The sequence below is a fragment of the Marinobacter sp. genome (assembly GCF_041984545.1).
GTDB lineage: Bacteria > Pseudomonadota > Gammaproteobacteria > Pseudomonadales > Oleiphilaceae > Marinobacter.
The window spans coordinates 134,895-154,219 of record NZ_JBHIXV010000005.1 but is presented as its reverse complement, the minus strand read 5'-3'; the positions used below and the strand labels follow the sequence as shown (position 1 = coordinate 154,219).

Below are 19,325 nucleotides of genomic sequence, written 5' to 3'. Positions count from 1 at the left end.
CGCCTCGCCGAACACGAGCCGCCGCAACGCTCGCGCACCTTTCACGAGTTGGACTATCAGGCCCAGTCCTGGCCGCAGGCCTTTCGTACCGTTCTGAAAGCCGAGGTCATGGGACTCGGCGATAACCCCCGCTTCGTTGTCACCTCCCTGGAAGAGCCAGCCCCGGAGATGCTGTACGCCGAGCTGTACTGCGCCCGGGGCCAGGACGAGAATTTCATCAAAATGATGAAAAACGATCTGGCCAGCGACCGCACCTCGGACTGTCGATTTGCGGCCAATCATATGCGCCTGTTTTTCTCCTGCGCCGCCTATGTGCTGCATCACGCTTTGCGCGCCGAACTGTTGCAAGGCACTGAGCTGTCCCGGGCCCAGCCCTCGACAGTCATCATCAAGCTGTTCAAGCTGGCTGTGCGGGTCGTGCAGTACAAAGATCGCATCAAGCTTCACCTGCCCAGTAGCTGCCCGGTCAAGGCCCTTCTGCACACAGTCACCGAACGGTTATATCGCCTGCCTCGGCCCAGGTTAAACACCAGCTGAGCCGCCGTCGGCGCTCACCGCCATCCCGGCCCTCGGGAGGCTTTCGCACGCCTGAGCACTGGAGTTGCTCAAATATTAAGCGATTCGTGCAAATGATTTATGGGCCCGGAGGTAAATCCGGGCACCTTAATAAGAATACCAATCATGTTCGAGCAAGGTAGGCATTCTGATTGCGGGATTGGAGGGCTATTTGGAGTGTTTATGAAAGATCCGGGTTAGATCAATCCTGCTGATCCAAAAACTTTTCCGCGTCCAGGGCAGCCATGCAGCCGAAACCGGCGGAGGTGACCGCCTGGCGGTAAACGTGGTCAGCCACATCACCGGCGGCGAAGACGCCGGGAACGCTGCTTTGGGTGGCCATACCCTCAAGGCCGGAGCGGATGCGGATGTAGCCGTTTTCCATGTCCAGCTGGCCCTGGAACAGGTCGGTGTTCGGTTTGTGGCCGATGGCGATGAATACGCCCGCCAGGTCGATTTCCTGGGTGGAACCGTCTTTGGTGCTCTTGATACGCATGCCGGTAACACCGGTGCCGTCGCCGAGGACTTCGTCCAGGGTGTGGTCCCAGACGATCCGGACGTTGCCGTTTTCAGCTTTTTCGAACAGTTTGTCCTGGAGGATCTTTTCGGCGCGCAGGCTGTCGCGGCGGTGTACCAGGGTGACTTCGTCGGCGATGTTGGAGAGGTACAGGGCCTCTTCAACGGCGGTGTTGCCGCCGCCAATGACGGCGACTTTCTGTTTCTTGTAGAAGAAGCCGTCGCAGGTGGCACAGGCGGACACGCCCTGGCCCTTGAAGCGCTCTTCGGATTCGAGGCCCAGGTACATGGCGGACGCGCCGGTGGCGATGATCAGGGCGTCGCAGGTGTATTCGCCGCCATCACCCTTGAGGCGGAACGGGCGGCTGCGAAGGTCGGCTTCGTTGATGGTGTCGTAAACGATGGTAGTTTCAAAGCGCTCGGCGTGCTTGAGCATGCGCTGCATCAGTTCCGGACCCTGCACACCGTCGTTGTCGCCGGGCCAGTTGTCCACGTCAGTGGTGGTGGTGAGCTGGCCACCGACTTCGATTCCGGTAATCAGGGTGGGGTTCAGGTTGGCACGGGCAGCGTAGACGGCTGCGGTGTAGCCGGCGGGGCCGGATCCCAGGATGATCAGTCGGGAATGTTTGGTCTCGCTCATTGAAGATTCTCTCACTGAATGGAACGGTATCCTGACGGGCCCGGGTGCCGGGCCAGACGCTTTGAATAAGGGATGAAAGGCTAACATGAAAGCGGCGGCGTGCCATTCGTTTTGGCCAATTCCGCTTATAAAACCTTGCTATTTGCTCAGGCCACGACGCACCGGAATCGCTTATTGCAGTACCGAGACGTTCGCCAGAAGCTGGCGAACGCGCTCGGCACTTTTGCCAGATTCGCCTTGCTCCAGCCGGTGCTCGGCAACGGCGGGAAACACGGTCTGGATGTCATCGGGCAGCACATGGTGCCGTCCCTGCATCAATGCCCAGGCTTTGGCGGCCCGCAGCAGGCCCAGGCCAGCCCGGGGAGACAGGCCATAGAGCAATCCGGGCATTCGGCGGCTCTGCTCAAGCAGCCGCTGAACGTAATCGAGCAGGGCGGGGCTGGCGGTCACGCGGGTAACTCCGTCCTGTAGCGTTTTCAAATCTTCCCGGGAGAGCAGCTTCGCGAGCTTTTCGGTCATCACCCGCCGGTCTTCACCTTCCAGCAGCTCACGCTCGGCCCTCGGGTCCGGATACCCCAGACGCAGGCGCATGAGGAAGCGGTCAAGCTGGGATTCCGGCAGCGGGTAGGTGCCGCCCTGTTCGATGGGGTTCTGGGTGGCAATCACGAAGAACGGCTGCGGCAGTGGGCGGGTTTCCCCCTCAATAGAGACCTGGCGCTCCTCCATGGCTTCCAACAGGGCGCTCTGGGTCCGAGGGGAGGCACGGTTGATCTCGTCTGCCAGGACCACCTGGGCAAAAATTGGCCCGGGGTGGAACACCAGATTGCCGGCTTCCTTGTCGTACATGGAGTAGCCCAGTACGTCGGCGGGCAGCAGGTCGTTGGTGAACTGGATGCGCTGGTAGCTAAGCCCCATGACCTTGGCGAGGGCGTGGGAGAGCGTTGTTTTGCCCATACCCGGAATGTCCTCGATCAGCAGGTGGCCTTTTGCCAGGAGGCCGCAGAGCGCCAGTCGAACCTGTTGGTCCTTGCCCAGGAGTATCTGGTTGAGTTCGACGACTACGGTATCTACCAGTTTTTTCATCCCGGGTTCAGTCCCTCACACGCTTCAGAAGATCGCCGTACGCGTCGATGCGACGATCCCTGAAATACGGCCAGATGCGGCGAATCGATTCACTGCGGTTGCGATCCACGGTTACGGCGAGGATGCATTCGGACTGGTCATCGCCCCGGGCCAGGAATTCGCCCTGGGGGCCACAGATGAAACTGTTGCCCCAGAACCGGATGCCATCGCTCTGGCCGGAGGGATCGGGTTCAGTGCCGACACGGTTGGGCGCCACCACGGGCAGGTTGTTGGCCACGGCGTGTCCTCGTTGAACCGTGACCCAGGCCTCGAGCTGGCGGGCCTGTTCCTCGGGATCATCGGTTACATCCCAGCCAATGGCAGTGGGGTAGATCAGTATCTCGGCACCGGCCAGCGCCATCAGCCGGGCGGCTTCCGGGTACCACTGGTCCCAGCACACCAGCACACCCAGGCGACCAACCGACGTATCGATGGGGGTGAAGCCGCTGCGACCGTCGTTGAAGGTGGCATCACCGGGTGTGAAATAGAATTTCTCGTAGAAACCCGGGTCGTCGGGAATGTGCATTTTCCGGTAGAGCCCGGCGATGGAGCCGTCTTTCTCGAACACAACGGCGGTGTTGTGGTAGACGCCGTTCATTCGCCGCTCAAATATGGAGCCGACCAGTACGATGTTCAGTTCCCTTGCCAGGTCTGACAGCCGCTGGCTGGTGGGCCCGGGAATGGGTTCGGCAAGCTCGAATACCGAGGTGTCTTCGGTCTGGCAGAAATACAGGGTGGCGTGCAGTTCCTGAAGAACCACCAGTTGGGCGCCGCCGTTTGCGGCTTCGCGTACCAGTTTTTCGGATGCTGCCAGGCTCGCGGCCTTGTCGCTGCTGCAGGCCTGCTGGATGGCGGCAATCTGGATCTGGTTGCTGGCTGCAGTATGGCTCATCAGGTAACTACTCCTGCGGGGATTTGCATGGTGACACAGTGCAGGCTGCCGTGCTGATGGATCAAGGCCCGACAGTTGATGGGCACGATTTGGCGGTCTGGAAAGATGCCGGTCATGATGGCGATGGCTTCGTCGTCCTGCGCCACTCCGTACACCGGGAGCAGCACGGCGTCGTTGATGATCAGAAAATTCGCGTAGGTGGCCGGAAGCCGGTGCCCTTCGTCGTCGTGGATCGCGTCCGGCCAGGGCAGGGCGGTCAGCCGGTAGGGCGACCCGTCCGCCTGGCGGAATTCCTGGAGCTCTTCTTCCATGGCCGCCAGTGCGCTGTAGTGTTCATCTGCGACATCGGGGCAGGCGACGTAGCAGATGTGGTCGGGCGCGCAGAAGCGCGCCAGGGTATCAATGTGGCTGTCGGTGTCATCGCCGGCGAGGTAGCCGTGGTTCAGCCACAGGATCCGGTCGGCCCCAAGTACCTCTGACAGCAACTGTTCTATAGCGGTCCTGTCCAGTGTCGGGTTGCGGCTCGGTGTCAGCAGGCACTCCGAGGTGGTGAGCAGGGTGCCCCGGCCGTCGGACTCTATGGAGCCACCTTCCAGCACAAATTCCACCGGTTGCATGGGCGTTTTGCCAAATACCCCGGCCCCGGCCAGGTGGCTGTTGAGAGCGTTATCCTTTTCGAACGGGAACTTGCCGCCCCAGGCGTTGAAGCGGAAATCCAGGAGGACCGGAACGCCACCGTCCATCACCGTGATCGGTCCGTGATCCCGTGCCCAGGTATCGTTCGCAGGTGCGGGCACCGTGCGGACCCGGCCCGGCAACCCGTTCTCCTCAGCGTAACGGTTGAGGTCTCTCTCCAGAGCCTGAAGACGCACCACGTGTTCACAACTGATAACCAGATGTTCATGGCGGAGCACCGCGCGCGCTATGTCTTCAAAAACGGGCTCCACCTCGGCCAGGCAGTCGGCCCAATCGGTACCTGGATGCGGCCAGGTCAGCAGGACGGCACTCTGGGGTGCCCATTCCGCAGGCAACAGTCGTGGGCTTGTCACTTTAAAGCACCTTGAATCGAAAAGACGCCATTCTAACCAACACTTGGCTGCTGGTCAGGGCCGGGGAGTTGAAATTTGTATCTGCCACCGCCGCGGGCTACTCAGCGGTTGGGCTTCAGTACCGTGTGGATGACCCGATCGCCTTCGAAGTAGACGACGAAGGTCTGATAGTGCCACTGGCTGATGGGCGGCTGGCCCACAGGACCCTGGATTTCCATGGGGGCACCCCAGGCGGCCCGAACCGAGGCCTGGGTGGCGCCGTGCCGCGGCAGGTCTGCCTGCTTTCGATCAGCCTGGCTGCCAACGGGCACCCGAACCTCTTCCGCCAGGGCGGACGCCACCGGTGTAAAGATCAGTGCAGAGCCGACGGTGAGCGCGCCAAGAAGGGTTCTGTACTTTCTCATTATTGGATCTCCATGGAAGCTGGTGTCCGTTGAGGGACATGAATAAAGCGTAATATCCGAAAAAGGCTAACAAAAGTCACCCGTTTTTCCCCAGTTTAGCCTTTTTGTCGTTGCCGAATCTGCCACCGCATCACATGTCTTGCGATCTGCTGACGGTCGCTGTCGTCCAGATGCACAAATTCGGTATGAACCCTTGTGCCGCCTGAGGCATCGGGCACAACCTCGAGTACCTCTGCAATGGCTTGGGGCTGGAACAGGTCGGGAGGGAGGGTCATGCGTACGGCCATCCGGTCGCCCGGTTGCCAGGCTGGCGTGCGGCTGAAAAATGACAGGCCACCTTCGCTCAGGGTGACGTCCTGCCAGTCGTCCGGTTGCAACGGATTTTGCTCAAAGGCCATAATGCGCGCAAGCGTATCCAGCTTGCCGTTCAGGGATTTGATCAGTCCGGTAAGCAGCCGGTCCCGCTCGGCCAAGCTGGCGAGATGGGACTTTACGTCCTGGTCCAGCCGCCTGAATTCGGCTTTCAGGCTCTCGAGGTGGTCGCCGTCGAAAACGTCGCTTTCCAGCGGGGTGTCGGGCGCCAGCTTGCGGATCTCCAAGCCGATCCGGTCTTCAATGCGAAAAAAGTCCCTGCGCTCGGCGGCATAGCCGGCCGGTTTGCCGGGATTATCAGATGACTGCATCTGGACTCCAGGAGACTGAATTTTCTATTGGTACAGAACAGTTTAGCAGCTTCCCACGATGGTGGAACGTCGCCTGCAAGGCGGGCCAGGGAAACATCGGGGATCCACAGATGATGACAGTCCGGAAGTAGGCAACAGGCACCGCTCAATGTTCAGACCACTATCGTTTTATATCGGCTTGCGCTACACCGCAGCCAAGCGCCGGAATCACTTTATTTCCTTCATTTCCCTGACCTCCATGATTGGCCTCATGCTGGGCGTGGCCGTGTTGATCATCGTGTTGTCGGTGATGAACGGCTTCGATCGGGAATTGAAACAACGCATACTGGGCATGGTGCCCCATGCCACGATTCAGGGCGTGGGGCCCCTCGATGACTGGCAGGCCCTGGATGCCCGGGTCGAGTCACATCCCCGGATACTGGCCGCGGCACCCTATATCCAGGGCCAGGGCATGGTAACCGGTGGCGGGAATGTTCGGGGCGTTCTTCTGAACGGTATTCTGCCCGAGCAGGAGCGGACGGTCTCGATCATTGAGAACCATATGACCGATGGCAGTCTGGACGATCTGGTCTCCGGCGAGTTTGGCATCATTATTGGCCGGCTGATGGCGGCCAGTCTCCGGCTGGAGGTGGGTGATCGCGTAACCGTGGTGTTGCCAGAGGCGTCCGTGACACCGGCCGGGGTCTTGCCGAGGCTCAAGCGCTTCACCGTGAAGGGGATCTTCAGCGTTGGCGCGGAGCTGGATGGCAACTACACCCTCATTCACATGGACGATGCCGCCAAGCTGATGCGTACCGATGGCAAGGCGGAGGGCGTCCGTCTGCTGGTGGATGACCTGTTCGCGGCGCCCCGGGTCGCCACGGAGGCGGCACGGGAACTGGAAGGCCGGTATTACGTATCGGACTGGACCCGTACCCATGGCAACCTTTTCCAGGCCATTCGCATGGAGAAAACCATGATCGGGTTGCTGCTCATGTTCATCGTGGCCGTGGCCGCGTTCAATATCGTGTCCACGCTGGTGATGGTGGTCACCGACAAAACGGGTGATATCGCCATCCTGCGTACTATGGGCGCAACCCCGGGCCGGATCATGCGGATCTTTATCGTACAGGGGGCCGTGATCGGCGTTTTCGGCACCATCATTGGCACTGCGCTGGGTGTGTTCGGCGCCATCAATATCAGCGCATTTATCTCGTGGCTGGAGGGTGTGCTTGGCCACCAGTTCCTGAACGCCGACGTGTATTTCATCAGTTACCTGCCGTCGCAGTTGCAATGGCAGGACGTCGCTATCATCAGCGGCGCTGGTCTTGCCATGAGTCTGCTGGCGACCATCTACCCCGCCTGGCGGGCGTCACGGGTCGATCCGGCGGAGGCGCTGCGCTATGAGTAAGGAATCTTCAGCCATGACGGATGCTCCGCTGGTGATCGACTGCCGTCAGGTCACCCGCACCTATAACGAAGGCCCGGAAAAACTGACCATATTCGCCGATATTTCGCTGGAAGTGGCGGCCGGGGAAACGGTTGCGATAGTTGGCAGCAGTGGTGCCGGCAAGACCACGCTGCTCAATCTTCTGGGAGGTCTGGACCGGCCATCGTCCGGCCAGATTTCCATATGCGGGCAGGACATGAGCCATCTGTCTGAAGCGGCGCGAGCCCGGTTCCGGAATCGTCACCTGGGGTTTGTCTACCAGTTCCACCACCTGTTGCCCGAGTTTCCGGCACTGGAAAACGTCATGATGCCCTGTGTGCTGGGCGGTATGTCAGTGGTGCAGGCGAAGGAAAAAGCCACCTCTTTGCTGGGGCAGGTAGGGCTCGCTGAGCGTCTTTCCCATAAACCCGGAGAGCTCTCGGGTGGCGAACGCCAGCGGGTGGCGATTGCCAGGGCCCTGGTGAACGAGCCGGACTGCGTGCTGATGGATGAACCCACTGGCAATCTGGATGAGCACACCGGTGAGGGGGTACAGGCATTGATTGAGTCCCTGCGGGACAAGCTTGGCATCGCGTTTGTGATGGTTACCCACGATATGAGGATGGCCCGAAGCCTGGGGCGGGTTTTGCGGCTTGAGCAGGGGCGCCTGATTCAGGAAGTCTGATCGGCGGCGCGCCGACGCTGGCGTCGTCTGACTCTGCGTACCTGCCAGTCAGACCGGATTTTCCGGCGCCAGAGATACTGGATGATCAGGTAGGCCAGACAGGCCGAAACGGTTGCAACAATCAGTGACCCCAGATACAGGGGAATGCCGATGTCGAGCAGGCGCTCGCTGATCCACGACCAGGACAGCTGGAACTCAAAACTGAGTACCGGACGATCCAGTGCCCAGGCGCCAACCTTGTAGTTGAAGTAGAAGATCGGTGGCATGGTCACCGGATTGCTGATCCACACCAGCACCACGGACAGGGGCAGGTTGGCATTGAACCAGATGGCGAATCCGGCTGCTGCCAGCATCTGGAAGGGCATGGGGATAAAACAGAACCAGATGCCCACGAGAAATGCCCGGGCCACACTGTGGCGATTGATGTGCCAGAGGTTGGGTTCATGAAGGATATCGCCCAGAAAGCTCAGCGATTGCATCGCCTGTACTTTCTCCGGTGAGGGCAGATAGCGTTTCATGAACTTCTTCGGCATGTGAAGTTCTGCCTTTAAATGGGGTTGTAAGGCCGGCACATCGGATGTCGCCGGTGAATGTGACAAAAAAGGAGGACAAGGATTGTCCGGAACGATCAACCGTCCGCCTGGCGTTGAAGGCGAGGGCGGCCTCGCGGTTTTGGGTGTCATCACCTTCTCTTTTGGCGTTATCTTACTGTATTGGCTGTCGATACTGCCACCTCCCGAGTACGTGCTTGCCACTATCCTGATGTTGGGCCCTCTGGTTTTGTTGCGGCCTTCCACAGTGGTGCGCCGTTGCTCGGTCGCAGCACTGGGCCTTCTGCTGGGGCTCGGATGGGCCTCCTGGCACGCGCGAGACCGGCTGTCGGAGGTGTTGCCACCGGTCCTTGAAGGTGAGGTCGTCGAGGTATCCGGCTACCTGTGTGATATACCATCGGCGGGAAGCTTCCGAAGCCTGCGTTTCAGTTTCTGCGTAACCGAGTGGCATGGTTTGACCCGGCGATTCGAGAGCCGGGGGCCATCCAGCCAGCTTCCGGCTCTGCTAAGGCTGGCCTGGTATGGCCGTGCCGGCGAACCCCTCCCCGACCACAGGTTGCGCCTGAAGGTCGTTCTCAAACGCCCCCACGGTAACCTGAATCCGGCAGGCTTTCGCTATGAGGACTGGCTGTTCCGGAAAGGTTATCGCGCCACCGGCTCGGTACGTGATGCTCAGAGTGACCTGTCCGTAGTGTGCTCTCTTCACTGCCAATATCGGCAAGCCCATCTCGAGCTTAACGAGTGGGTGGAAGACCGGTTTGGCGAAGCCCGGCAGTTTCCCCTGATTGCTTCCCTGTTGACCGGACACCGGGGCCATCTGACGGACCACCATTGGGACACGCTTAAGGCGACGGGGACGATTCACCTGGTCGCGATCTCGGGATTGCACCTGGGACTGGTGGCGGTTGGGGCCGGCTATGTCGGCAGGCGGCTCGCCCTGATGATGCCCGCCTGCCGCCTTGACCAGCGCCTTGAACGCCATCTTGTCTTCGCATTGGTATCAACAAGTTGCCTGGCATACGCCCTGGCGGCCGGATTTACCGTGCCGACCCGCCGGGCACTGGTGATGGTGGTCGTGGGCGGCTGGCTGCTGCTTCTGGGGCGCCAGGCACCGGTTTGGCGGACCTTCCTGGTAGCCCTGGCCCTGGTTCTGTTGCTGGATCCCTTCTCACCCCTGGACCAGGGCTTCTGGTTGTCTTTCATGGCGGTTGCGGTGCTGATCGCCGCCTTCGCTTCCCGCCTTGGCGGCTCAGGGTGGTTGTCGGGGTTGCTGGTGGCGCAGGTGGCCGTGTTTGCCGGGCTCTGGCCGATCCTGGCCAGCTTTGGCCAGGGCCAGCCGTTGGCCGGGCTGGTGGCAAATCTCGTGGCCATCCCATGGCTGGCCCTTGTGGTCATGCCGGTTTTGATTGCCGGAGGATTGCTGACGGCGCTGTTTCCTCCGGCCGCGCAGGTATTCGCGCCGCTGTTCGACTGGCTACTGGGCGCACTCTGGCGCGGGCTGACCTGGCTGGCGGAACAGCCTTTTCCCGAGCTGCAGCAGTCCGCTGGGGAACTGGCCGTTGCTGCGGTTCTGGTTCCGTTTCTTGTGCTGCTGCCTTTTCGGTGGTTTCGCGTCTTCGGGGCGTTATCGGTAGTGGCGTGGTTGGCCCTGGGGCCTGTGCAAGCTCAGCGCAGCGACGAAATAGCCTCGCCGGAGGTATGGGTGTGGGATGTCGGGCAGGGGCTGTCGGTGTTGGTTCGGCACCGCCGGCAAGTGCTGTTATACGATACCGGGCCGGCAGTGCCGGGCGTGTTCTCGGCCGTGCAATCCACGCTGTTACCCAATCTTGAGGCTCTGGGCGTCCGTCGCATCGATACGCTGGTGATCAGTCATGCCGATAACGATCATGCCGGTGGCCTGGAAGACTTGGTGGCCGAGATACCCGTGGGGCAGGTAATTGCTGGCGAAGTGGCGGAAGTGCAGGCCCGGCTGCCGGGTTTATCGGTGCAGCCCTGCCGGACAGGACGAAAGAGCCTGGGTGCTCTGGAGCTCGAATTCTGGCAGGCCAATGGTCCGGTTGAGGGTAATGACGCCTCCTGCGTGGTGCGGATCTTCCACCCTGCGTCGGCCACCGAATGGCTGCTTCCCGGGGATATCAGTGAAGACGTCGAGCGTCTTTATCTGACTAGCATGGCCGACCGGGCGGTAGTTGCGCCCAGCCCCATTAACCGGATCCTTGTGGCACCGCACCACGGCAGCAACTCTTCGTCCTCCGAGCTTTGGGTCGAGGCTATTCGCCCGCACTGGGTGATCTATACCGCCGGCTACCGGCATCGGTATGGTCATCCGCACCCGGTGGTGACGGCCCGATACCGGGCACAGGGAGCCTCCGCTTTCAATATCGCCTGTTCCGGTGGTTTACGTATGACCATTGAGGCTAACCGGTTGGTCGTAAAGGAAATGAGACACCAGGCGCCGTTCTGGATTGGAGGCCCTGGTCTGGCCCGTGAGCAATGTAGAATACCGTGACATTCCGGGTGTGGCCTCCACCGGCAGCTATGCTAAAGTAGCGCGGCTTGCAAATAATCAGGGAGATCCCAAGCGTGTTCGAGCTGTTGAAAGCCGGTGGCATTCTGATGGTGCCAATTGTTGCCTGTTCCATCCTGGCGCTTGCCATCATTCTGGAGCGTTTCTGGACACTCCGCGCCTCCAGGGTGGCCCCTCCCCAGACCATCAACGAGTTGTGGCGCTGGATCAAGAAAAAAGAGCTCAATGGCCGGAAGCTGAAAGCCCTCCAGGGCTCATCACCTCTCGGCAGGATTCTCGCGGGTGGTCTGCTCAACGCCAAGCATGGCCGTGAGATCATGAAAGAGAGCATCGAACACGAGGCAAGCCAGGTGATCCACGACCTGGAGCGCTTCCTCAACCCGTTGGGTACGGTTGCTACCATTACTCCGCTGCTTGGTTTGCTGGGTACCGTTATTGGCATGATCAAGGTTTTTGCAGAGATTCAGCTGGCCGGCGTCGGTAATGCGGGGAACCTGGCCGGAGGCATTTCCGAGGCGCTGATCACCACCGCGGCCGGCCTGAGCGTGGCCATACCTGCACTGATCTGCCACCGCTACTTTATCCGCCGCGTGGATGAACTGGTGGTGGGCATGGAACAGGAGGCCATCAAGCTGGTGGAAGTTGTTCACGGTGACCGCGAAATCGACGTGGAAGGAGCCTGAACCCCGTGAAGTTCAAGCGCCAGAGAAGCCAGGAAGTCGGGGTTGACCTGACACCGCTGATCGACGTGGTGTTCCTGCTGCTGATTTTTTTCATGGTGTCCACCACCTTCACCCGGGAAAGCCACCTTCAGGTGGAATTGCCCGAAGCCAGTGGCGAACCGGCCCAGGCCTCCGAGGTGAAACAGATTGATGTGGTGATCAACGCCGAAGGCCAGTACATCCTGAACGACCGCACCCTGGTGAACAACCGCCGTGAGACCCTTGAGCGGGGCGTACGGGAACTTGCCGAGGGCAACAATTCGCTTCCCTTCATCATCACCGCCGACGCCCGAACGCCTCATGAATTCGTTGTTCGTGCCATGGATGTGGCCGGTCGGCTGGGCTTTGCCAGGCTGAGCATTACCACCGAGCGGGAGGCGGAGAACCAGTGAGGGCAAACGAGCCACTTCCCGAGCCTCCGGCGACGGTGCCTGCGGGCAGCTGGGACACCTACAAGCGCCTACTGACCTACGTTAAGCCCTTTCTGCTGGCGTTCTTTCTGGCTGTGCTTGGCAACATTATCTATGCGGCGGCTTCCACCGGTATGGCCGCAGCCATGGAATACGTCATCGCGGCCATTGAGAATCCCACCGATCAGAACCGCCTGTTGCTGACCCTGGTGATCGTCGGCGTGTTCGCCTTTCGTGGCCTGGGCACCTTTCTAAGCCAGTATTTCATCGGTTATGTGGGCCGACAGGTTATCAATGCCCTGCGCAACGATGTGTTCGATCGATTGATGACGCTGCCGTCGCGCTATTTTGACGACAACGCCGCTGGCCGCCTGGTCTCGAAGCTGACCTTCAACGTCGAGCAGGTGGCCGAGGCCACCACCAACGCCATTACCATTACCCTCCGGGAAGGTCTGACCATCCTCGGCCTTCTGGGCTATATGTTCTACACCAACTGGAAGCTGACCCTGATTTTCCTGGCGGTAGGCCCCCTGATCGGGGCGGTGGTCAGCTACGCCAGCAAGCGATTCCGTCGGATCAGCCAACGCATCCAGGGGTCCATGGGCGATATCACCCACGTAGCCTCGGAATCGATTACCGGCTATCGGGTCGTGCGCACCTTCGGGGGCGAGGACTATGAGCGGGAACGGTTCCAGAAGGTCAACGACAAAAACCTCCAGCAAAGCCTGAAAATGGCCTCAACCCAGGCGATCAGCGTTCCCGTGATACAGGTGCTGGTGGCGATTGCCATAGCCGGGCTGGTCTGGATGATGCTGGCGCCCGAGATTCGTGGCGAGATGACGACGGGTCAGCTGGTCGCCTTCATTACCGCCGCCACCACCATGGCAAAACCGATTCGCCAGGTGACCTCGGTGCACGCCAAGATCCAGAAAGGCGTGGCCGCGGCCTACGACGTGTTTGAGACCATTGATGAGAAACCCGAGCCAGACCCGGGAACCTACGCGCCGAACCGCGTGAACGGGGACATCGAGTTTGATGACGTAGCTTTCCGTTATCGCGACCAGCTCGACAACGTGCTGGAGGGCATTTCCCTGGAGATTCCCGCAGGGCAGAGTGTGGCCCTGGTTGGTCGGTCCGGCAGCGGCAAGTCGACCCTGGTCAGCCTGCTGCCCCGGTTCTATGAGTATACCGGTGGGGATATCCGCATTGATGGTCATTCCCTGCGGGACTTTTCCCTCAAGGCGCTCAGGGCGCAGATCGCCCTGGTCACCCAGAACGTGGTGCTGTTCAACGATACCATTGCCGCCAACATTGCCTACGGAGCATTGCGGAGTTGTACCCGTGAGGAAATCCGTGAGGCCGCCGCCAAGGCGCACGCCCTGGAATTCATCGATCGCATGCCGGAAGGCCTGGATACGGTGATCGGCGATAACGGTGTGATGCTCTCCGGCGGTCAACGGCAGCGCCTGGCCATCGCCAGGGCCCTGCTCAAGGATGCCCCGATCCTCATTCTTGATGAGGCAACCTCGGCCCTGGACACCGAATCCGAGCGCCATATCCAGGAGGCGCTGGAAACCGTCATGCAGGGGCGCACCACGCTCGTGATTGCCCATCGTCTGTCGACGATTGAAAAGGCCGACCGGATTCTGGTGATGGAGAACGGCCGTATTGTCGAATCGGGTCGGCACGACGAGCTGCTTGCCTCGGGCGGTGCCTATGCCCAGCTGCATCAGATGCAGTTCAGCGAGCAGTCATGAGTTTTACCCCCGCAGCTGCAAGCTCCCTGGTGGAACGCCTGTGGTACGGGAGTGGGCGTCCGCTGCGTTTTCTGGCCCCCCTGGCCTGGTTGTACCGGACCATCGCAGAGCACCGGCGTCGGGCCGCCTGGCAGGCGCGGGAGGCGAGCTTGCCGGTGCCGGTTGTGGTGGTGGGCAACATCACCGCGGGCGGCACCGGAAAATCCCCACTGACAGCCTGGCTGGTGTCGGAGTTGGTCTCTGCCGGCTGGCAGCCGGTGATCCTCAGCCGGGGTTATGGCGGCAAGGCAGGGCAATACCCGCTGGAGGTTGATGGCGCCAGCGCACCTTCGGAGGCGGGTGACGAGCCGGTCATGCTGGCGGCCAGTACCGGGTGCCCGGTAGTGGTCGACCCGGACCGACGGCGGGCCGCAGATCATGCCCTGGCCAGAAAGCTGGGCAACGTCCTGGTGTGCGACGATGGCCTGCAACACTACCGCTTGCCCCGGGATCTGGAAATTGCCGTGTTTGACCAGCGGCGGGGCATTGGTAACGGTGCCCTGATTCCGGTCGGTCCGCTTCGCGAGCCGGTAACGCGGCTGGATTCGGTGGATTTTGTTATCGTTAACGGAGCGCAGCCCCTGGCCCAGCCCATGGGCGAGTTTGCCGGCTTTGAGCATGAAGCGATCCATGGCATGGCGCTGGCGCCGACCGTCCTGGTAAACGTTCGGTCCAACGAATCCCGGCCCGTCGAAGATCTCCGTGGCCGGACGGTGAGGGCGGTGGCCGGTATCGGCAACCCGGAGCGGTTTTTCGAGACACTCCGTGGCCTGGGTGCCGAGGTGCGCGAATCGGCGTTCCCGGACCATCACCGCTTCCGGGAGGCGGACCTGGCAGCTGACGGCGCGGAGCTGATTGTCATGACCGCCAAGGACGCTGTTAAATGCCGGGCTTTCGCGCCTGACAACGCCTGGAGCCTGGTGGTGGAGGCCCGGTTGTCGGATGAGTTCCGGGAGACCTTCCTGGACCGGGTCCGGCACTGTTCTGAACAGATTAATTCCTGAGAGTGAGCAAGCACCATGGACAAGAAACTTTTAGCGATGCTGGCCTGCCCGGTTTGCAAGGGCGACCTCAAGCTCAACGAGGCCCGAACCGAGTTGATCTGTTACCAGGATGCCATGGCTTTCCCCATTCGTGAGGGGATTCCGGTGATGCTGGCGGCCGAGGCACGAACGCTGTCCACCGACGAGCGCCTTCACAAGCGTTGAGTTCGAAAACAACAGGGTTGATGTGATGTCTTTTACCGTTGTTATTCCCGCCCGGTATGCCTCCAGCCGGTTGCCCGGAAAGCCGCTGGCGGACATTGCCGGAAAACCCATGATCCAGCACGTCTGCGAGCGGGCCGGCGAGAGCCGGGCGGCGCGCGTAGTGGTGGCCACAGACGATGAGCGGGTTCGTGATGCCTGCGAGCGGTTTGGAGCCGAGGTCGTAATGACCTCTCCAAACCATGCAAGCGGGACGGATCGCCTTGAGGAGGTGGCCCGGCGGCTGGCCTTCGAACCCGACCACCGGGTGATCAACGTGCAGGGCGACGAACCCCTGATTCCTCCTGAACTGATCAACCAGGTGGCGGATAACCTCGAGTTCCATCCGGAGGCGGCGATTGCCACCCTGTGTGAGCGGATCCACGATCCGGCCCAGGTGTTTAATCCGAACGTCGTCAAAGTGGTGTTTGACCATCAGGGCATGGCGCATTATTTCAGCCGGGCACCGATACCCTGGGCCCGCGACCAGTGGAGCGAAGGCAAGCCCCTCGCCGGCGGCGACGTATCCCTCCCCGAACACACCGGCTATTTCCGTCACATTGGCATCTACGGATACCGGGCCTCGGTGCTCGCCGATTTTGTTACCTGGGCGCCGGCACCGATTGAAATCACCGAGTCACTCGAGCAGCTGCGGGCGTTGTACAACGGCGCCCGAATCCATGTGGACATTGCGGCCACCAACCCGCCCGGCGGCGTCGATACCCAGGCGGACCTGGACAAGTTGAGAGAGTGGATGGAGAAAAGGGGGTGACGCGTGACTGAACAATCCATAAAGGTACTCTTCGTGTGCCTGGGCAATATCTGTCGCTCGCCCAGCGCCGAGGGGGTGTTCCGGGCGCTGGTAGAGCAGGCGGGCCTGTCAGGCACCATCGAGATCGACTCCTGCGGCACCGGTAACTGGCACGTGGGCAAAAGTCCGGACGCCCGGGCCCAGGAGGCAGCAAGGCGCCGGGGTATCGACATCAGCGGGCTCAGGGCGCGCCAGATTCACGAGGGGGATCTCGATCACTTCGATTTTGTGCTGGTGATGGATCGTCAGAACCTGGCCGATGTCACCGACCTGTGGCACCAGAACGGCGGAACCCGCCCGGCCCTGTTCCTGGAATACGGCAGCTCCGGCCATTCGGAAGTGCCCGATCCCTATTATGGCGGTCATGAAGGGTTCGAGTGGGTGCTGGACCTGATTGAAGAGGCAGGCAAAGGGTTGCTTGCGGATATCAGGGGGCGGCTGGCTTGAGCCTGGGGCCCGAGATTCAGGAGAACGTCGAGCTTGGGGCGTTGAACTCGCTTCACGTGGCGGCCGTCGCCCGTTTTTACGTGGAGGTCGGCAGCACCGACGAACTGGTCAATGCTCTGGTTTGGGCCGATTCCCACGGGCATGAGGTGCTTATCCTTGGTGGCGGCAGCAATCTGGTGTTTGCCGGCGATTTCCCGGGTCTGGTGGTGCGGGTGGCGATTCTCGGGCGCCACTGGGAGCAGATTGAAGAGCGTGGTGCGACGCTGGTTCTGGGCGCCGGGGAAAACTGGCACGAGGCGGTTATCTACGCCGCCAGGGCGGGCTACCGGGGCATCGAGAATCTGGCGCTGATTCCGGGCACCGCAGGGGCCGCGCCGGTCCAGAACATAGGTGCCTACGGTGTGGAGCTCTGCGATACGCTGCAGTCGGTGTCGGCTTTGGACCGTACCACGGGCGAGCGGGTCACACTGGGGGCTGACGAATGCCGGTTTGCCTACCGGGACAGCCTCTTCAAACAGACGCCGGGCCGTTATGTCATCACCGAAATCCGCCTGCGGCTGTCACGCACCCGACCGCTGGTTCTGGGCTATCGGGATCTCGAGGAATACCTGGGGCCTGTGGACGCGGATCGTCTGGAGCCGATGGCGGTGGCCGAAGCCGTCATGGCGATTCGGCGGCGCAAGCTGCCGGACCCCGATATCCTTCCCAACGCGGGTAGCTTTTTCAAGAACCCGGTGGTCGATACCGCCCGGTTCGAGGCCCTGAAAGCCCGTTACCCTGACATCGCGGCCTATCCCCAGGCCGTAGGCGTAAAGCTGGCCGCCGCCTGGTTGATTGATCAGAGTGGTTGGAAAGGGTACCGGAATGCCCGGGTTGGCGTTCATAACCGACAGGCACTGGTTCTTATTAACCATTCTGGCGGCACCGGGCGGGATATTCTGGCGCTGGCGGAAACCATCCGCGGCTCCGTCCAGGAACGCTTTGGTGTGATCCTGGAAATGGAGCCCGGAATCGTTGGAGCTCTGGCCTGAAGTCCTTCCTGGCTTAGAGGCCTTTTCTGGGTGAGGCATTAATCAGGAAGGGCAGCGCCTCGGCCACCGGCACATCCTGTTTTTCCTCGTCCCGGCGTCCCTTGTACTCGAGGGTGCCGGCAGCGAGGCCGCGATCAGACACCACAAAGCGGTGCGGGATACCAATCAGTTCCATATCGGCAAATTTCACGCCCGGGCGTTCGTTGCGGTCGTCCAGCAGTACATCGTATCCCGCCTGGCGCAACTGCTCGTACAGCTTCTCGCCCGCCTCGGCTACCGTCGGAGACTTGTGAGCGTTCAGGGTAACAATGGCCACCTGGAAGGGGGCGATCGCATCCGGCCAGATGATGCCTTTGTCGTCGTGGTTCTGCTCAATGGACGCTGCCACAATGCGGGAAACGCCAATGCCGTAGCAGCCCATGTCCATGACCACGCTCTTGCCGTTCTCATCCAGCACGGTGGCATTCATGGCGGTACTGTACTTGTTGCCGAGTTTGAAGATGTGGCCCACTTCAATGCCACGGCGGATCTCGAGGGTGCCCTTGCCGTCCGGGCTCGGGTCGCCTTCCACCACGTTACGCAGGTCTTCGACCCGGTCAATGGCAACGTCACGCTCCCAGTTGACGCCGGTGAGGTGATAGCCGTCGCGGTTGGCGCCGCAGACAAAGTCTGCCAGGTGTGCGGCGCTGCGATCCACGATCACGGGCACGGGCAGGTTGACCGGGCCGATGGAGCCGGCTTTGCAGCCGACCGCCTTTTCGATCTCTTCATCGGTGGCCATGGTCAGCGGCTCGGCTACGCCGGCCAGATTTTCCGCCTTGATCTCGTTCAGGGTGTGGTCGCCGCGAAGAACCAGTGCCACCAGGCCGGCCTGCCCGTTTTCATCCGCCTCTCCCTTCACCAGGAGGGTTTTCACGGTGCGGGTTGCGTCAACGTTGAGGAGCGTGGCGACGGACTCAATGGTGCGTTGGTCCGGCGTTGCCGCGTCTTGCATGGTTTCGCTGGGTGCCGGGCGGTCACCGGCCGGAGCGACCGCTTCGGCTTTCTCGATGTTGGCGGCATAGTCGCTGTCGGTGCTGAATACGATGTCGTCCTCGCCGGAGGAGGCAAGCACGTGGAACTCGTGGGAGGCGCTGCCGCCGATCGCGCCGGAATCCGCCTGGACCGGGCGGTACTCAAGCCCCAGGCGATCAAAAATGGCGCAATAGGTGCGGTGCATGACCTGGTAGGTCTCATCCAGGGACTCGGCGTTCAGGTGGAAGGAATAGGCATCCTTCATGATGAACTCCCGGGCCCGCATTACACCAAATCTGGGCCGCCGCTCGTCGCGGAATTTGGTCTGGATCTGGTAGAAGTTGGCGGGCAGTTCCTTGTAGCTTTTGAGCTCGTTGCGGATCAGGTCGGTGATGACTTCCTCGTGCGTGGGTCCGAAGCAGAAGTCGCGACCGTGGCGGTCGTTCATGCGCAGCAGCTCGCCACCGTACTGGGTCCAACGTCCGGATTCCTGCCACAGTTCGGCGGGCTGAACGGCCGGCATCAGCACTTCCTGGGCGCCGCTCTTGTCCATTTCCTCCCGCACAATCCGCTCGACCTTGCGCAGGGTACGAAGCCCCATCGGTAGCCAGGTGTAGAGGCCGGCGGCCAGTTTCCGGATCATCCCGGCCCGTAGCATCAGCTGATGACTGATAATCTCGGCATCGGCCGGTGTTTCTTTCTGGGTGGCAATCAGGTAGCGGCTAGCTCGCATCGTGTTTTCCGTTTGTCAGTTGGCATTCAACTCTGAGTGGCCCGTATTGTACGGAGCCTGTCCGGGAAGGTACAGATGGCAAGCG

20 protein-coding genes are annotated in these 19,325 nt (G+C 61.2%); 12 read left to right on the top strand and 8 right to left on the bottom strand.

Annotated features, from left to right (window positions below):
- Positions 1-537: transposase (locus ACFC20_RS04220; RefSeq protein ID WP_375191914.1), on the top strand; the 537-nt coding region annotated here is incomplete at its 5' end.
- A 220-nt stretch (positions 538-757) separates the two neighbouring features.
- Here the strand turns inward: ACFC20_RS04220 and trxB are convergent.
- The 6 genes from trxB to ACFC20_RS04190 form a co-directional block, all read right to left on the bottom strand.
- Positions 758-1,711, bottom strand: coding sequence for a thioredoxin-disulfide reductase (gene trxB, locus ACFC20_RS04215; RefSeq protein ID WP_375191913.1), 954 nt, complete (start codon positions 1,709-1,711; stop codon positions 758-760).
- Positions 1,712-1,882: 171 nt separating this feature from the next.
- On the bottom strand, positions 1,883-2,794 hold the full coding sequence (locus tag ACFC20_RS04210; RefSeq protein WP_375191912.1) for an AAA family ATPase: 912 nt from the start codon (positions 2,792-2,794) through the stop codon (positions 1,883-1,885).
- 7 nt (positions 2,795-2,801) lie between these two features.
- The gene (locus tag ACFC20_RS04205; protein WP_375191911.1) at positions 2,802-3,725 is read right to left on the bottom strand and encodes a carbon-nitrogen hydrolase; all 924 of its coding nucleotides are present in this window, start codon (positions 3,723-3,725) and stop codon (positions 2,802-2,804) included.
- The gene (locus tag ACFC20_RS04200) at positions 3,725-4,774 is read right to left on the bottom strand and encodes an agmatine/peptidylarginine deiminase (RefSeq protein ID WP_375191910.1); all 1,050 of its coding nucleotides are present in this window, start codon (positions 4,772-4,774) and stop codon (positions 3,725-3,727) included. The genes ACFC20_RS04205 and ACFC20_RS04200 overlap by 1 nt, the downstream gene beginning before the upstream one ends.
- A 101-nt stretch (positions 4,775-4,875) precedes the next feature.
- Complete coding sequence (locus tag ACFC20_RS04195) at positions 4,876-5,178, bottom strand: hypothetical protein (protein ID WP_375191909.1); 303 nt, start codon at positions 5,176-5,178, stop codon at positions 4,876-4,878.
- A 95-nt stretch (positions 5,179-5,273) separates the two neighbouring features.
- Positions 5,274-5,861 (bottom strand): PilZ domain-containing protein, encoded by a 588-nt coding sequence (locus ACFC20_RS04190; protein WP_375191908.1) that lies wholly within the window; start codon positions 5,859-5,861, stop codon positions 5,274-5,276.
- Positions 5,862-6,009: 148 nt separating this feature from the next.
- Between ACFC20_RS04190 and ACFC20_RS04185 the strand changes: the two genes are divergently transcribed.
- Both ACFC20_RS04185 and lolD read left to right on the top strand, forming a co-directional pair.
- Positions 6,010-7,251 carry a lipoprotein-releasing ABC transporter permease subunit gene (locus tag ACFC20_RS04185; RefSeq protein WP_375191907.1) on the top strand — a complete coding sequence of 414 codons (1,242 nt, stop codon included), beginning with the start codon at positions 6,010-6,012 and terminating at the stop codon, positions 7,249-7,251.
- Between the two features lie 13 nt (positions 7,252-7,264).
- Complete coding sequence (lolD, locus tag ACFC20_RS04180) at positions 7,265-7,954, top strand: lipoprotein-releasing ABC transporter ATP-binding protein LolD (protein WP_375191906.1); 690 nt, start codon at positions 7,265-7,267, stop codon at positions 7,952-7,954.
- Here the strand turns inward: lolD and ACFC20_RS04175 are convergent.
- Positions 7,942-8,487, bottom strand: a complete 546-nt coding sequence (locus ACFC20_RS04175) for a DUF2062 domain-containing protein (protein ID WP_375191905.1) — start codon at positions 8,485-8,487, stop codon at positions 7,942-7,944. The two genes, lolD and ACFC20_RS04175, sit on opposite strands and share 13 nt — an antisense overlap.
- Before the next feature lie 82 nt (positions 8,488-8,569).
- On the opposite strand from ACFC20_RS04175, the gene ACFC20_RS04170 reads away from it, so the two are divergent.
- The 9 genes from ACFC20_RS04170 to murB all read left to right on the top strand — a co-directional run bounded on the left by ACFC20_RS04170 (position 8,570) and on the right by murB (position 17,493).
- Complete coding sequence (locus ACFC20_RS04170; RefSeq protein WP_375191904.1) at positions 8,570-11,014, top strand: DNA internalization-related competence protein ComEC/Rec2; 2,445 nt, start codon at positions 8,570-8,572, stop codon at positions 11,012-11,014.
- Positions 11,015-11,088: 74 nt separating this feature from the next.
- The gene (locus ACFC20_RS04165) at positions 11,089-11,715 is read left to right on the top strand and encodes a MotA/TolQ/ExbB proton channel family protein (protein WP_008169179.1); all 627 of its coding nucleotides are present in this window, start codon (positions 11,089-11,091) and stop codon (positions 11,713-11,715) included.
- 5 nt (positions 11,716-11,720) lie between these two features.
- Complete coding sequence (locus ACFC20_RS04160) at positions 11,721-12,146, top strand: ExbD/TolR family protein (protein ID WP_375191903.1); 426 nt, start codon at positions 11,721-11,723, stop codon at positions 12,144-12,146.
- Positions 12,143-13,921 (top strand): lipid A export permease/ATP-binding protein MsbA, encoded by a 1,779-nt coding sequence (gene msbA / locus ACFC20_RS04155; RefSeq protein ID WP_375191902.1) that lies wholly within the window; start codon positions 12,143-12,145, stop codon positions 13,919-13,921. The genes ACFC20_RS04160 and msbA overlap by 4 nt, the downstream gene beginning before the upstream one ends.
- Positions 13,918-14,964, top strand: coding sequence for a tetraacyldisaccharide 4'-kinase (gene lpxK / locus ACFC20_RS04150; RefSeq protein ID WP_375191901.1), 1,047 nt, complete (start codon positions 13,918-13,920; stop codon positions 14,962-14,964). The genes msbA and lpxK overlap by 4 nt, the downstream gene beginning before the upstream one ends.
- Before the next feature lie 15 nt (positions 14,965-14,979).
- Positions 14,980-15,168, top strand: a complete 189-nt coding sequence (locus tag ACFC20_RS04145; RefSeq protein ID WP_091985862.1) for a Trm112 family protein — start codon at positions 14,980-14,982, stop codon at positions 15,166-15,168.
- A 25-nt stretch (positions 15,169-15,193) separates the two neighbouring features.
- Positions 15,194-15,976 carry a 3-deoxy-manno-octulosonate cytidylyltransferase gene (gene kdsB, locus ACFC20_RS04140; protein WP_375191900.1) on the top strand — a complete coding sequence of 261 codons (783 nt, stop codon included), beginning with the start codon at positions 15,194-15,196 and terminating at the stop codon, positions 15,974-15,976.
- 18 nt (positions 15,977-15,994) lie between these two features.
- Positions 15,995-16,462 carry a low molecular weight protein-tyrosine-phosphatase gene (locus ACFC20_RS04135; RefSeq protein ID WP_375191917.1) on the top strand — a complete coding sequence of 156 codons (468 nt, stop codon included), beginning with the start codon at positions 15,995-15,997 and terminating at the stop codon, positions 16,460-16,462.
- Positions 16,459-17,493, top strand: coding sequence for a UDP-N-acetylmuramate dehydrogenase (gene murB, locus ACFC20_RS04130; RefSeq protein ID WP_375191899.1), 1,035 nt, complete (start codon positions 16,459-16,461; stop codon positions 17,491-17,493). The genes ACFC20_RS04135 and murB overlap by 4 nt, the downstream gene beginning before the upstream one ends.
- A gap of 13 nt (positions 17,494-17,506) precedes the next feature.
- Here murB and ACFC20_RS04125 read toward each other — a convergent pair whose 3' ends face one another.
- Entirely contained in the window at positions 17,507-19,240 is a 1,734-nt protein-coding gene (locus tag ACFC20_RS04125; RefSeq protein WP_375191898.1) for a proline--tRNA ligase, read from the bottom strand.
- Positions 19,241-19,325 lie beyond the last annotated feature (85 nt).